Annotated in this window: 13 protein-coding genes, 2 tRNA genes and 1 other annotated feature; all 15 genes read left to right on the forward strand. The window is 44.3% G+C overall.

The window, feature by feature from the left end:
• The first annotated feature begins 4 nt into the window (after positions 1-4).
• On the forward strand, positions 5-397 hold the full coding sequence (locus BLS16_RS13470; protein WP_092334132.1) for a Mini-ribonuclease 3: 393 nt from the start codon (positions 5-7) through the stop codon (positions 395-397).
• A 42-nt stretch (positions 398-439) separates the two neighbouring features.
• Entirely contained in the window at positions 440-1,117 is a 678-nt protein-coding gene (gene thyX / locus BLS16_RS13475) for an FAD-dependent thymidylate synthase (protein ID WP_092334044.1), read from the forward strand.
• Entirely contained in the window at positions 1,114-1,881 is a 768-nt protein-coding gene (gene rlmB / locus BLS16_RS13480; RefSeq protein ID WP_176786168.1) for a 23S rRNA (guanosine(2251)-2'-O)-methyltransferase RlmB, read from the forward strand. Before thyX ends, rlmB begins: the two co-directional genes overlap by 4 nt.
• A gap of 361 nt (positions 1,882-2,242) precedes the next feature.
• A complete protein-coding gene (gene sigH / locus BLS16_RS13485) occupies positions 2,243-2,893 on the forward strand; it encodes an RNA polymerase sporulation sigma factor SigH (protein WP_143015533.1) in 651 nt (216 codons plus the stop codon).
• A 103-nt stretch (positions 2,894-2,996) separates the two neighbouring features.
• Positions 2,997-3,072: transfer RNA gene (locus tag BLS16_RS13490), tRNA-Thr, on the forward strand.
• A gap of 120 nt (positions 3,073-3,192) precedes the next feature.
• Positions 3,193-3,267, forward strand: a tRNA-Met gene (locus BLS16_RS13495).
• A gap of 244 nt (positions 3,268-3,511) precedes the next feature.
• The gene (gene rpmG / locus BLS16_RS13500; RefSeq protein WP_014901220.1) at positions 3,512-3,661 is read left to right on the forward strand and encodes a 50S ribosomal protein L33; all 150 of its coding nucleotides are present in this window, start codon (positions 3,512-3,514) and stop codon (positions 3,659-3,661) included.
• 82 nt (positions 3,662-3,743) lie between these two features.
• Positions 3,744-3,965: a preprotein translocase subunit SecE gene (gene secE / locus BLS16_RS13505; RefSeq protein ID WP_034598249.1), complete on the forward strand. Its 222-nt coding sequence runs from the start codon at positions 3,744-3,746 to the stop codon at positions 3,963-3,965.
• A gap of 44 nt (positions 3,966-4,009) precedes the next feature.
• A complete protein-coding gene (gene nusG, locus BLS16_RS13510) occupies positions 4,010-4,537 on the forward strand; it encodes a transcription termination/antitermination protein NusG (protein ID WP_014901222.1) in 528 nt (175 codons plus the stop codon).
• Between the two features lie 31 nt (positions 4,538-4,568).
• The gene (rplK, locus tag BLS16_RS13515) at positions 4,569-4,997 is read left to right on the forward strand and encodes a 50S ribosomal protein L11 (protein WP_014901223.1); all 429 of its coding nucleotides are present in this window, start codon (positions 4,569-4,571) and stop codon (positions 4,995-4,997) included.
• A gap of 56 nt (positions 4,998-5,053) precedes the next feature.
• On the forward strand, positions 5,054-5,746 hold the full coding sequence (rplA, locus tag BLS16_RS13520) for a 50S ribosomal protein L1 (protein WP_092334050.1): 693 nt from the start codon (positions 5,054-5,056) through the stop codon (positions 5,744-5,746).
• Positions 5,747-5,791: 45 nt separating this feature from the next.
• Positions 5,792-5,924 (forward strand) — a sequence feature (ribosomal protein L10 leader region).
• 31 nt (positions 5,925-5,955) lie between these two features.
• Entirely contained in the window at positions 5,956-6,483 is a 528-nt protein-coding gene (rplJ, locus tag BLS16_RS13525) for a 50S ribosomal protein L10 (RefSeq protein ID WP_092334052.1), read from the forward strand.
• A gap of 98 nt (positions 6,484-6,581) precedes the next feature.
• Complete coding sequence (gene rplL, locus BLS16_RS13530) at positions 6,582-6,959, forward strand: 50S ribosomal protein L7/L12 (protein ID WP_092334054.1); 378 nt, start codon at positions 6,582-6,584, stop codon at positions 6,957-6,959.
• Positions 6,960-7,349: 390 nt separating this feature from the next.
• Positions 7,350-10,718, forward strand: a complete 3,369-nt coding sequence (gene rpoB, locus BLS16_RS13535; RefSeq protein ID WP_092334056.1) for a DNA-directed RNA polymerase subunit beta — start codon at positions 7,350-7,352, stop codon at positions 10,716-10,718.
• Between the two features lie 26 nt (positions 10,719-10,744).
• A complete protein-coding gene (gene rpoC, locus BLS16_RS13540) occupies positions 10,745-14,197 on the forward strand; it encodes a DNA-directed RNA polymerase subunit beta' (RefSeq protein ID WP_092334058.1) in 3,453 nt (1,150 codons plus the stop codon).
• Positions 14,198-14,201 lie beyond the last annotated feature (4 nt).

The raw sequence follows: 14,201 nt of genomic DNA on the forward strand, positions 1-14,201 counted from the left end.
CCTTATGCGAAATTGGCAGGAAATGAATGCCTTGACCTTAGCGTATTTGGGTGATGCGGTTTATGAACTTTGGGTGCGCACCCATTTGCTTGAACTAGGGCATGAGAGGGTGAAGGAACTTCACAAGCAAGCAGTCAACTATGTGCGAGCTGGCACCCAAGCTCAGGTTTTACATGCCCTATTCCCGGAGCTTGATGAGCTTGAACAGCAGGTTGTAATACGAGGAAGAAATACAAAGGGCGGGCATCCTAAAAATGTGGATGTTGTGACTTATCGTCATGCCACAGGGTTTGAAAGCTTAGTGGGCTATTGGCAGTTAAGTGGACAAACTGACCGGATGAAATGGGCCTTTGCTAAAGTAGACCAGATGCTTCGCGGTGAAGAAGTCATTAAATAAAGATGCTCATTATAGGGTACAGTGGGAAAGGGAGATTTTTTAATGAATGTGGATCTTATTCAGCACACGCCAGATCCGGAAAAAGTAGTAGCTGCTGCAGCCCGGTTATGTTACTCGTCAGATGCTATACCCGATTTATTTGAACAGCTGAACGATGATAAGGCGGCTAACTTCGTCCGAAGACTCAGGGAAATGGGTCATCTTTCCCCTTTTGAGCATGTAAGTTTTCAGTTTTCTATAGATGGTGTTTCAAGGGCTTTGTCCCATCAGCTTGTCCGTCACCGGATTGCAAGTTATTCGCAACGATCTCAACGCTATGTCAAAGAGAATGGGTTTGAATTCGTCATTCCTCCAAGCGTCATGCAAAATCCTGAGGCATTAGGGCGGTTTGAGACAGTTATGTCTCGCTTGCAGGAAGACTATCAGGAGCTCTTGAATTGCGTACCCGCTGAGGATGCTCGCTATGTCTTGCCTAATGCTTGTACTACCTCTTTGATGGCTACTTTTAACGCGCGATCGTTATTGAATTTTTTTGAGCATCGAACGTGTATTAGGGCTCAATGGGAGATACGTTTTTTAGCTGAAAGAATGTTAGACTTAGTAAGAGAGGTTGCCCCTAATCTGTTTAGTGAAGCTGGTCCAACCTGTATAACTCAAGGGGTCTGTCGTCAAGGAACATATAGCTGTGGAAGACTGAAGACCCTAGAAAGAAAGAAGTGAACTTCGTGAACGAAGAAATAGTTTATGGTAAAAATCCGGTGGCTGAGCTTCTTAAAAGTGGCAAACCAATTAACAAAGTTCTCCTTGTCTCAGATGGGCCTAGTGGTAAAAATCAAGACATTATGGCCTTGCTTCATAAGCATAATACACCCTACCAATTTGTAGATCGTCAGACTCTTGATCGACTGACAAATCGTGAGCGACATCAGGGCATGCTGGCCTATGTGGCGGCGAGTGAGTATGCAAATGTCGAGGATATTCTGGCCTTAGCTGTTGAACGCCAAGAAGACCCTTTTATCTTAATGCTCGATGAAATAGAGGATCCCCATAATTTAGGTGCCTTGCTTAGGACTGTTGACGCTGTCGGTGCCCATGGGGTAATTATTCCTAAGCGAAGAAGTGTAGCCCTCACTGGAACGGTAGCCAAAACATCTGCCGGAGCTGTTGAGTATGTCAAAGTAGCCCGAGTGAGTAACTTGGTTCAAACCTTAAAAGATTTAAAGAAAGCGGGATGCTGGGTATCAGGGGCGGAAGCTGGGGGGACAAATGCATTCAAGGCAGATTTGACTGGCCCTAGGGTAATTGTAATTGGCAGTGAAGGAAAGGGGATTGGCCGTTTGCTTAAAGAAAATTGCGATGAGATTGTTAGTCTGCCGATGAAAGGCCAGATCTCTTCCTTAAATGCCAGTGTTGCAGGTTCGGTAATGCTTTATGAGGTACTCAGACAGAGAAATCGCGCTGAAAACGCTCCAAAACATACTTAAGAATAATAGACCCGAAAGACAGGGCGGGTTCGCTCCACAGAAGTGAACCCGTTGCCTCTGATGGTGCCGCCTTAGTAGTGTCACAGGGGAGTGAAGTGGCAACGGCATAACTTTCCAAATGAGGCGTTGGAATTTTAATAATTAATTTTTTTGCACTATTTTGACCTCTAAAGTCCCATTTTCGCAGGATTTTGGGTCTTTGCAATCGTGTCTCGATCTCAAACTTCACGAATAGCGACAGAACAACCAAAACTTCGCCTTGACGCTTTTCTTTAGCGTCGAGTATAATGAGGATGTTCTCGTGGACGAGGGCTAGCCGAGATTGCGTCTTCTTCGTGATGACATTGTAGGGGGGATCAACTTGACTCTTCAAGCCCAACCAGAACTACCAGAATGTGAAATCATCGACGTTATCGTGGATGAAGAGGTGGTTGAGCTTGCCAAGGAAGGCGACACTACAGCACTGGAGTATCTAATTAACAAATATAAAAACTTTGTTAGGGCCAAAGCGCGTTCTTACTTTCTGATTGGTGCTGATCGTGAAGATATTATCCAAGAGGGAATGATAGGACTTTATAAAGCAATTCGTGATTTTCGTGGGGACAAACTCTCCTCCTTTAGAGCGTTTGCAGAATTATGTATTACACGACAGATAATCACAGCAATTAAAACCGCGACGAGGCAAAAACACATTCCCTTAAACTCATATGTTTCCTTGAATAAGCCTATTTATGACGAAGATTCGGACAGGACTCTTCTCGATGTTATTTCTGGGACTCGAATTACCGATCCGGAAGAACTAATTATCAGCAGAGAAGAATTTGACGACATTGAAGAAAAAATGGGCGAGATCCTGAGTTCTTTAGAGTGGAAAGTACTGATGTCATACTTAGAGGGCAAATCTTATCAAGAGATTGCTGTTGACTTGAGAAGACATGTAAAATCAATCGATAATGCGTTGCAGCGAGTTAAGAGAAAGCTCGAACGATATCTTGAACGTCGTGATGGATAATTTTACATATCTTTTATTTGCTAAAGTACTTGCATTTTATAAAGATTAGTGTTAGACTACGTAAGTGCCTTGAGGTTAATGCTTGTAGCTCGGGAAGATATAGGCCGACGTAGCTCAATTGGCAGAGCAGCTGATTTGTAATCAGCAGGTTGCGGGTTCGAGTCCCATCGTCGGCTCCATTTAGCAAATACTAGCCTTATCGGCTTTTTGCAAAATTTACTGTGCTGTAAAGTGTGCTTCTCTTCGGCATAAAAGGTTGACAGTGTCTATTGCACTTAGCGCAACTGAACAGTTATTATCGCGGGGTGGAGCAGCGGTAGCTCGTCGGGCTCATAACCCGAAGGTCGTCGGTTCAAATCCGGCCCCCGCAACCAAGAAAACTAGACAGCAAAGCTGTCTTTTTTGTTATTAGGTTGCACTTGACTAGGGTTATCATTGGATTTTGTGGCCATAGCCAATGGAACTGGATATCGAACCTTTAGTGAGGAAACGCCTAGGGGCTTGGTGTCAGCTAAGATCTATCAAGGCTTTTTCTTGACAGTCAAATTATCTTGTGATAAAGTGTTTTGAGTAATGAAAAAATACAGCGTCCTACCGTTGTCCGGGAGGTGTTCGTGAATGCGTGTCGGCATTATTTTAGCGTGTACTGATTGCAAGCACCGTAACTATGCTACTATGAAAAATAAGAAAAATAACCCAGATCGCTTGGAAGCTCAAAAGTTTTGCAAGTTTTGCAAGAGTCACACTCTGCATAAGGAAACTAAGTAATTTTTTTTTGCAAAGGTTTAGATGTACGCCAGGGGGCGTTGTCACGGAGTCGATGACTTGGAGTCTGTAAGGATGTGAAGTGATGGGCGAGTTGAAGAAACCGGCCAATACTCAGAGCCAGAAAGATAAGGCGATGGAGTATTTCCGCGGGGTTTTGAGCGAACTCAAGAAAGTTCATTGGCCAAGCCGCAGGCAATTGCTAACCTACACAGTTGTTGTGTTTTTTGCGGTTGCAATTGTATCTATTCTTATGTGGATTGTTGATAGCGGCTTAAGTGCGGCCTTGACTAAGCTGCTGCCCTAAACATATAAAGTTTCAACGGCAGTGTCTGAGGAGGTCCCTGAGAAATGGCAAAAAATTGGTTTGTAATTCATACCTATTCTGGCTATGAGAACAAGGTGAAAATGAATCTCGAAAAACGAGTCGAATCCATGAACATGGAGGAGAAGATTTTCCGAGTTCTTGTTCCCATGGAAGATGAAATTGAATTCAAAAATGGTAAACAAAAGATTACCAAACGCAAGGTATATCCAGGCTATGTGCTCGTTGAAATGGAAATGACGGATGACTCATGGTATGTTGTTCGTAATACTCCGGGTGTAACGGGATTTGTCGGTTCTGGAACGAAGCCTATCCCTTTGTTGGATAATGAGGTTGTTAGTATATTGCAGCAAATGGGAATGGATGAAATTCAGACTCGGGTCGACTTTGATATTAATCAGAGTGTCCAGGTTATTGCCGGTCCTTTCAAGGACTTCGTTGGAGTGGTACGAGAAATCCTTGCAGACAAAGGCAAGTTACGGGTTGAGGTATCTATGTTTGGCAGAGAAACTCCCGTTGAACTTGAGTTCACGCAGGTTCAAAAATTAGATTAAAAGGTTATCCTAATAAGGGGGTGTATTGAAAATGGCAAAGAAAGTAATTGGTTTGGTAAAATTAGCGATCAATGCAGGAAAGGCAACACCGGCACCTCCGGTTGGTCCAGCTTTGGGTCAGCACGGGGTCAATATTATGGGCTTTTGCAAAGAGTATAATGAGCGTACCAAGGATCAAGTCGGGCTTATAATCCCGGTTGAGATTACTGTCTATGAAGACCGTTCGTTTACCTTTATTACCAAAACTCCACCGGCGGCAGTTTTGCTGAAGAAAGCTGCAAATATCAATTCTGGTTCTGCTGAACCTAATCGCAAGAAGGTTGCTTCTGTTCCTAAATCCAAAATTCGCGAAATTGCGGATACGAAGATGAAGGACTTAAATGCAGCCAGCATTGAAGCTGCAATGCGCATGATTGAAGGAACCGCGCGCAGCATGGGAATCGACGTCGTCGAAGGTTAATTTTAAAGAATTTTGTGGGAGGGCTTAGCCCGTGTAACCACAAGGAGGTTAATAGAATGGCAAAAGTAGGTAAGAAGTATCAAGAGGCTGTAAAATCCTTTGATCGCATTGCTCTCTACGAACCAACAGAAGCATTAACAATTGTAAAAAATAATGCTAAAGCCAAGTTTGATGAGACTGTGGAGGCTGCCTTCAAATTAGGTATTGATACCCGTCACGCTGATCAACAAATTCGTGGTGCTATTGTACTCCCGAATGGAACGGGTAAAACTCGTTCGGTGTTGGTATTTGCTAAAGGGGAAAAGGCCAAAGAGGCAGAACAAGCAGGAGCAGACTTTGTTGGAGCAGAAGATATGATTGCTAAGATTGAGCAAGGTTGGTTTGGCTTCGAAGTTGTTGTCGCAACCCCAGATATGATGGGTATGGTTGGTAAATTAGGACGGGTTCTCGGACCTAAAGGCCTCATGCCAAACCCAAAGACGGGGACGGTTACCTTTGATGTAACTCGTGCGATTAAGGAAATTAAGGCTGGTAAGATTGAATACCGTGCGGATAAGGCTGGCATTATACATGCACCAATCGGCAAAGCCTCATTCAGTGTTGAACAACTACTGGAAAATTATCGTGTACTTGGAGAGACTTTGCTTAAGGCAAAGCCTGCAGCTGCTAAAGGTCAATTTATGCGGAGTGTAACTGTGTCCTCTACGATGGGCCCAGGCGTACGCATTAACCCTGCAAAAGCAATCTAACTTACGGTATGCTTGACAGTGTTGGATAAATGGGGTAAACTTATCAGGAATTTAATAAGTCCGCTGTAGAAAGCAGGTGCCGAAAGGCTTAATGACCTGCCGAGGTTGGAAGATTACGCCGAAGATATCTATTTGGCATTCTTAACCTCTGCAAGCGCGGAGGTTTTTTGTTGCTAATAAGTTTATCTAATCGGGAAGGAGGTACACAGATGCTTAACATCGAAGAAAAAGGTCTAATAGTTTCGGAGATTAAAGAAAAGTTTCAACAGTCTTCCGGTATTGTATTAGCTGACTATCGCGGTTTAACAGTTGCCCAAGTAACGCAATTACGTGCTCAATTACGTAAAGCTGGAGTGGAGTACCGGGTTTTGAAAAACAACCTCGTACGTCGCGCTGCTGATGAGTTAGGGGTAGAAGGGCTGGACTCTTATCTTAAGGGACCTACTGCACTTGCTTTTAGTGCAGATCCTGTCGCTCCGGCTAAGATATTAACGGAGTTTGCTAAGGCAAATAAGTTAAAGACATTCCAAATTAAAGCTGGGGTACTTGAGGGAAAGGTTATTGGAGCAGAGGGCGTTAAAGCTCTTGCTGATCTGCCTTCTCGTGAGGTCTTACTGGCTATGGTCTTACGTGGTATGCAAGCTCCTCTTACAGGTATGGCTAACGTTCTTCAAGGTCCTATCCGTAAAATGGGATATGCTTTGGAGGAAGTGCGTAAGCTTAAGGCTGCACAATAAGGTATGTAGAACTTCGATTTATTGAAGTGGATTCCTTTGGAATCAGTGAATGAATTAGTATAAATAAAATGATTATAATTTTAAGGGGGATATTAAAAATGTCTAAAATTAATGAAATTCTCGAAGCCGTAAAAGGCTTAACCGTTCTCGAGTTATCTGAACTTGTAAAGGCTTTTGAAGAAGAGTTTGGCGTAAGCGCAGCTGCTCCTGTAGCGGTTGCTGGTGGAGCAGCTGCTGCGGCTCCTGCAGCTGAAGCTGAAGAAAAAACTGAGTTTGACGTAATTCTCATGAACTGTGGCGCTTCTAAAATTGGAGTTATCAAAGTAGTTCGTGAAGCTACCGGACTAGGCCTCAAAGAAGCAAAAGACCTCGTTGACAATGCTCCAAAACCGGTTAAAGAGAAAGTCTCCAAAGACGAGGCTGAAGCTTTAAAAGCTAAATTGACTGAAGCTGGTGCAACTGTAGACGTTAAGTAATGCTTTTAATTTGAAGGTACTCTCTTCGTGTAGAGAGTACCTTCTTTAATTTGACGACAGGAATCAATGTTTCGGTCAAGCGTAGTAACACCAATATTTGTAAATGTCCAATGATATTAAATCAAATATTTCCTTGACAGAGGGTCTCTGTTTTGGTATACTTTATAAATGTTACCATATGTAAATGGAATTTATTACTTAATCCATCCATGCTATGGTAATAAGTAAATAGCAATAGATAATAAGGAGATATTATCTTTGAAATTGTCGGAATGATATTGAAAGATCATAAACAGTTAAGCGAGGTTCTTTTAAAGGCCTTGCTTTTGGCTGTATATGTCAATATATTATGACCTCAATGAGAAAACCACACTGAGGGGTGAAACGTAAATGTTCTATCCTGTTAAGGTTGGGACACGAGAGCGCTGGAGTTACTCCAGAATCCGTGAGGTTCTCGACATGCCAAATTTAATTGAAATCCAGCAAAACTCCTATCGTTGGTTTCTTGATGAAGGGCTTCGCGATATGTTTCGCGATATTTCGCCGATTCAAGATTTCACGGGCAATCTCGTTCTAGAATTTGTTGATTATAGTCTAGGAGATGCTAAATATCAGGTGGAGGAGTGCAAAGAACGCGATGTTACATATGCCGCGCCACTTCGCGTCAAGGTACGCCTGATCAACAAGGAAACTGGAGAAGTGAAGGAACAGGAAGTCTTTATGGGAGATTTCCCCTTGATGACAGACAAAGGAACCTTCATTATTAACGGGGCCGAACGTGTTATTGTTAGCCAACTTGTTCGCTCACCGGGAGTCTATTACTCAGAGCAAATTGACCCGAGTGGGAAGAAGCTTTACGGGGCTACAGTTATTCCAAATCGTGGAGCTTGGTTGGAGTTTGAAACGGATGTTAATGATAATATCTTTGTAAGAGTTGACCGGACACGTAAACTACCCGGCACGGTTCTGATTCGTGCTTTGGGGTATGCCAGCAACGGTCAAATTCTTGAGTTATTTGATGATAATGAATATATCCGTGCTACCTTAGAAAGGGATAACTCAGAGTCAACCGAAGAAGCCTTGGTTGAAATCTATAAACGGTTAAGACCCGGCGAACCGCCGACGGTTGACAGTGCTCGTTCATTACTCGAAGCTTTGTTCTTTGATGCTAAACGCTATGATTTGGCTAAAGTCGGACGGTATAAGCTTAATAAGAAGCTTGGTCTGGATATCCCTATGGATGTACGACATTTAACCCGTGGTGATATTATTGCCAGCGTACAGCGGATGCTTGCCTTAATGAATGGAGAAGGTCATAGAGATGATATTGACCATTTAGGCAATCGCAGACTGCGTTCGGTGGGAGAACTTCTACAGAATCAATTCCGGATTGGTCTATCTCGTATGGAACGTGTTGTACGTGAACGGATGACAATTCAGGATGTTGAAGTCATTACGCCTCAAGTACTCATTAATATTCGCCCCGTCGTAGCAGCAATTAAAGAATTCTTTGGTAGTAGTCAGTTGTCTCAGTTTATGGATCAGACGAACCCGCTGGCGGAGTTGACTCACAAGCGTCGACTAAGTGCTTTAGGGCCTGGAGGATTAAGCAGAGAGCGTGCCGGTTTTGAGGTTCGTGACGTGCATCATTCTCACTATGGGAGGATGTGTCCGGTAGAGACCCCAGAGGGACCAAACATTGGCCTGATCGGATCCTTGAGTACTTTTGGTCGCATTAATCCCTATGGCTTCATTGAGGCCCCTTACCGTAAGGCGGATAAGGAAGGTGCCAGAGTTACAGATGAGATTCATTATTTGACAGCAGACGAGGAAGAGAAATATATCGTTGCACAGGCGAACGCGCCCCTTGATGAGAACGGCAAGTTTATGGGGGAGAAAATCGATGGTCGTCATGGACCGGATTTTGTGCACGTATCGCCAAATCAGGTTGACTATATGGACGTTTCGCCAAAACAAATGGTCTCCATTGCTACAGCCTTAATTCCTTTCTTGGAGCATGACGATGCGAACCGAGCTTTGATGGGCTCAAACATGCAGAGGCAGGCGGTACCCTTATTGCGAACTGATTCGCCTTATGTAGGTACGGGAATGGAATACAAGGCGGCTAAAGATTCCGGTGTCTGTGCCATCACTAAGCGCTCCGGAGTTATCAAAAGAGCAACAGCTGAAGAGATTATTGTTCTCGGCGATGATGGGATGACAGAGAAGCATAAACTGCTTAAGTATTCCCGCTCTAACCAGGGTACTTGTATTAACCAACGGCCAATTGTTAAGAAGGGCGAGATAGTTGAGTCGGGTCAGATTATTGCGGATGGTCCGTCTACTGACCATGGCGAGTTGGCTTTGGGCAGGAACGTTTTAGTAGCCTTCATGACTTGGGAAGGATATAACTACGAGGACGCAATCTTAATTAGTGAAAAGCTGGTTAGAGAAGATTATTATACATCGATTCATATCGAAGAGTACGAATCAGATGCTCGTGATACGAAGCTTGGACCGGAAGAAATCACTCGCGACATTCCGAATGTCGGGGAAGATGTTTTGAAGGATCTTGATGAACGCGGAATTATACGTATTGGTGCTGAAGTTCGTCCCGGAGATATTCTGGTAGGAAAAGTGACGCCCAAAGGGGAAACAGAGTTAACGGCAGAAGAACGTTTGTTACGTGCTATTTTCGGAGAAAAGGCTCGTGAAGTGCGGGATACTTCTTTACGTGTGCCTCACGGAGAAGCCGGAAAAATAGTTGATGTTAAAGTGTTTACCCGTGAAAACGGGGATGAGTTATCTCCTGGTGTTAATCAACTTGTTCGTGTATATATCGCTCAGAAACGAAAGATATCTGTCGGTGACAAGGTAGCAGGTCGCCACGGCAACAAGGGTGTTATTTCGAGGGTTATGCGTCAAGAAGATATGCCGTTTATGCCGGATGGTACACCGATTGAAGTGGTGTTAAATCCATTAGGTGTTCCTTCACGGATGAACATCGGGCAGGTTCTGGAGACGCACTTAGGAAGAGCGGCTAAGGCCTTGGGGATTCGTATTGCGACTCCGGTCTTTGACGGAGCAACTGAGGATGATATTTTTGAAACTTTAGAGAAGGCTGGCCTTTCCAGCGATGGAAAGACTATGCTCTATGATGGGCGTACAGGAGATCCTTTCGACAGCAAAATTACCGTTGGCTATATGTACGTTCTCAAACTTCACCATTTGGTTGACGACAAGATTCATGCTCGTTCGACAGGCCCCTACTCTTTAGTTACACAGCAACCCTTGGGTGGAAAAGCTCAATTTGGTGGTCAACGTTTTGGAGAAATGGAAGTCTGGGCCTTGGAGGCATATGGGGCTGCATATACTCTGCAGGAAATTCTCACAGTTAAGTCAGACGATGTGGTTGGTCGAGTAAAGACCTATGAAGCCATCGTTAAAGGAGAGAATATTCCTGAACCGGGAATTCCAGAATCCTTTAAAGTATTAATCAAAGAAATGCAGAGTTTGGGTCTTGACGTAAGAGTCTTGGCAGCAGATGATCGGGAAATTGAGATTCATGATACCGATGAGGATATAACGGAAACCGCAAAGGAACTTGGCATCGATTTACATGAAGAACTTCCACTTCCTGCAACTCGCGTAGCTGGTGAGCCAGATCAGGAGGATAACGTTGATGAGGAAGATCCTCTCGATGAGTTGAATGTTGAAGTCCTAGAGGAAGAAGATATAGATCTTGGCGATCTCAATTAGTCCCCGGACGAAAGGAGCGATAAGGATTGCTTGACGTCAATAACTTCGACCGTATGCGTATCGGTTTAGCTTCTCCGGATATGATTCGGGAATGGTCATTTGGAGAAGTAAAGAAGCCAGAAACTATTAACTATCGGACCTTAAAGCCGGAACGTGAAGGTTTGTTTTGTGAAAAAATCTTTGGCCCTACCCGAGATTGGGAGTGTCACTGCGGGAAATACAAGAGAGTTCGCTATAAAGGAATTGTCTGTGATCGTTGCGGAGTTGAAGTAACACGATCAAAAGTTCGCCGCGAGCGGATGGGTCACATTGTTCTTGCGGCTCCTGTATCACATATCTGGTATTTTAAAGGGATTCCGAGTCGTATGGGGTTGCTTTTAGACATGTCCCCACGTGCTTTAGAAAAAGTGTTATATTTTGTTTCATATATTGTCACAGACTCTGGCGATACTTCTTTAATGAAGAAGCAGCTCCTCACTGAAACGGAGTATAGGGAATATCGTGATAAATATGGAGATCGTTTTAAAGCCAGCATGGGCGCGGAAGCGGTTAAAGAATTACTCGCTGAAATGGATTTGGAAAAACTTAATGAAGAACTTCGAATTGAGCTAAAGGAAGTATCCGGACAGCGAAAAATCCGAGCTATTCGTCGTCTTGAAGTTGTAGAAGCTTTTAAGTCCTCCGGCAATCGTCCTGACTGGATGATCATGGATGTTGTACCGGTAATCCCACCGGAACTACGACCTATGGTGCAACTGGACGGTGGTCGATTTGCTACATCGGATCTTAATGACCTCTATCGTCGGGTAATCAACAGAAATAATCGTCTAAAACGTCTATTAGATCTGGGTGCGCCTGATATTATTGTGCGAAACGAAAAAAGAATGCTCCAAGAGGCAGTCGATGCATTGATTGATAATGGCCGCCGTGGTCGTCCTGTGACCGGCCCTGGAAACAGGCCGCTTAAGTCCCTCAGCGATATGTTAAAAGGGAAGCAAGGCCGTTTCCGTCAGAACTTATTAGGTAAGCGGGTGGATTATTCAGGTCGATCGGTTATCGTAGTTGGCCCAAATCTCAAGCTTCATCAGTGTGGTCTGCCTAAAGAAATGGCGTTGGAACTCTTTAAGCCATTTGTGATGAAAAAGCTTGTTAATGAAGGTCATGCACATAATATCAAAAGTGCCAAACGCATGGTCGAACGGGTACGTGCCGAGGTATGGGATGTTCTTGAAGAGGTTATCTCAGATCATCCAGTCCTTTTGAATCGTGCACCAACTCTTCACCGTTTAGGAATTCAGGCCTTTGAGCCAATTTTGGTCGAAGGTCGAGCTCTGCAGATTCACCCATTAGTTTGTACAGCGTATAATGCTGACTTCGACGGCGACCAGATGGCAGTTCACGTGCCATTGTCGGCAGAGGCTCAGTCTGAAGCGAGACTGTTAATGCTCTCAGCTCATAATATCCTTAACCCAAAAGATGGCAGACCTGTTGCCACTCCTACTCAGGATATGGTATTAGGATCCTATTATCTGACGATGCAGAGACCGGGAGCTTTTGGCGAAGGGAAAATTTTCAAGGATTACGACGAAGCTGTTTTAGCCTACGATACTAAAGAGGTTCACTTGCAGGCTAAGATTAAAGTTCGACGTAATGATGGGAAACTGTTGGAGACAACGGTTGGCCGTCTGATATTTAACTCTGTCATCCCTCCTCAAATTGGATATTTCAATGAAGTAGTCGGCAAAAAAGGACTTGCGGATATTGTTGCTAAGACTTATCGTAAGGCAGGCTATGAAGCGACAGCCCAATTGTTAGATGGACTGAAGAGTCAAGGTTTCAAGTTTTCAACCAGAGCAGGTATGACTGTTGGTTTAACAGACATTACCGTACCAAAGGAGAAAACAGAGATCCTCACTGCTGCGGATGCTTCTGTTGCAAAGACGGAATTACAATATCGGCGCGGTTTAATAACCAACGAAGAGAGATACAATCTAGTCATTGATACTTGGGCAAAAGCTACAAAAACTGTAACCCAAGCTTTAATGGATTCTTTAGATGAGTTTAACCCGGTCTATATGATGGCGACATCTGGTGCCCGTGGTAATATTCAGCAGCTTAGACAATTAGCAGGAATGAGGGGACTTATGGCAGACCCTTCCGGACGAACTATCGAGTTGCCTATTAAAGCAAATTTCCGTGAAGGACTTACGGTTCTAGAGTACTTTATTTCTTCTCACGGTGCTCGTAAAGGTCTGGCCGATACTGCCCTAAGAACTGCTGACTCAGGTTACCTGACACGGCGATTGGTAGACGTCTCTCAAGATGTGATTGTACGGGAAGAGGATTGCGGAACCTTAAACGGCATTATGGTCGAGGATATCAAAGATGGCCCGGAAATAATCGAGCCGTTGGTAGATCGTCTTGTTGGTCGTTTTGTCTTAGAGGATCTGCTTCATCCTGAGACCGGAGAAGTCTTGGCTTCGCCGGATACTGAAATGACAGAAGAACAAGCCGCTGAAATTGCACAATGTTGCGAATCGGCAGTGATTCGTTCGGTCTTAACCTGCAAATCACGGTACGGAGTATGTAAGAAATGTTATGGTCGAAATTTAGCAACAGGTAGACCGGTTGAGATGGGGGAAGCAGTAGGGATTATTGCCGCTCAATCCATCGGGGAACCTGGAACTCAGTTGACCATGCGTACCTTCCACACCGGGGGAGTTGCCGGAGATGATATTACCCAAGGTCTTCCACGGGTAGAGGAGCTATTCGAAGCACGTAAACCTAAGGGTCAAGCGATCATCGCAGAAACAGTCGGAAAAGTCTCGATCAGCGAGATTAAGGGACGACGTGAGGTAGATCTTCTCACAGAGGCGGATGAACACATCGTTTATTCTATCCCCTATGGCTCCAGGCTTTGTGTTAAAGAAGGACAGATGGTCGAAGCTGGGGATGAATTAACTGAAGGTAGTATTAACCCTCATGATATGCTTAAGGTCAAAGGACAACGGGGAGTCCAAGTCTATCTATTAGGAGAAGTTCAGCGTGTATACAGACTCCAAGGGGTAGATATCAACGATAAGCATATTGAGGTTATGGTACGTCAGATGCTTCGTAAAGTGAAGATTGACGATGCGGGAGACACAAGCTTGCTTCCGGGTGGGCTTATTGATGTCTTTGATTTCCAAGATGAGAATGCCCGGGCGATTGCAGAAGGCGGAGAACCGGCGGTTGCTCACCCAGTTCTGTTGGGGATTACGAAGGCTTCATTGGCTACCGACTCCTTCCTGTCAGCGGCATCTTTCCAAGAAACCACCAGAGTGCTTACCGAGGCGGCAATCAAAGGAAAGGTTGATCCATTGCTTGGTCTAAAAGAAAATGTGATCATCGGAAAGTTAATCCCTGCTGGAACGGGCATGTTAAGATATCATAATGTAAAAACATTGGATGCAAACGAGACCGAATTATTGACACGTTAGGACT

This window comes from Desulfosporosinus hippei DSM 8344 (assembly GCF_900100785.1).
GTDB lineage: Bacteria > Bacillota > Desulfitobacteriia > Desulfitobacteriales > Desulfitobacteriaceae > Desulfosporosinus > Desulfosporosinus hippei.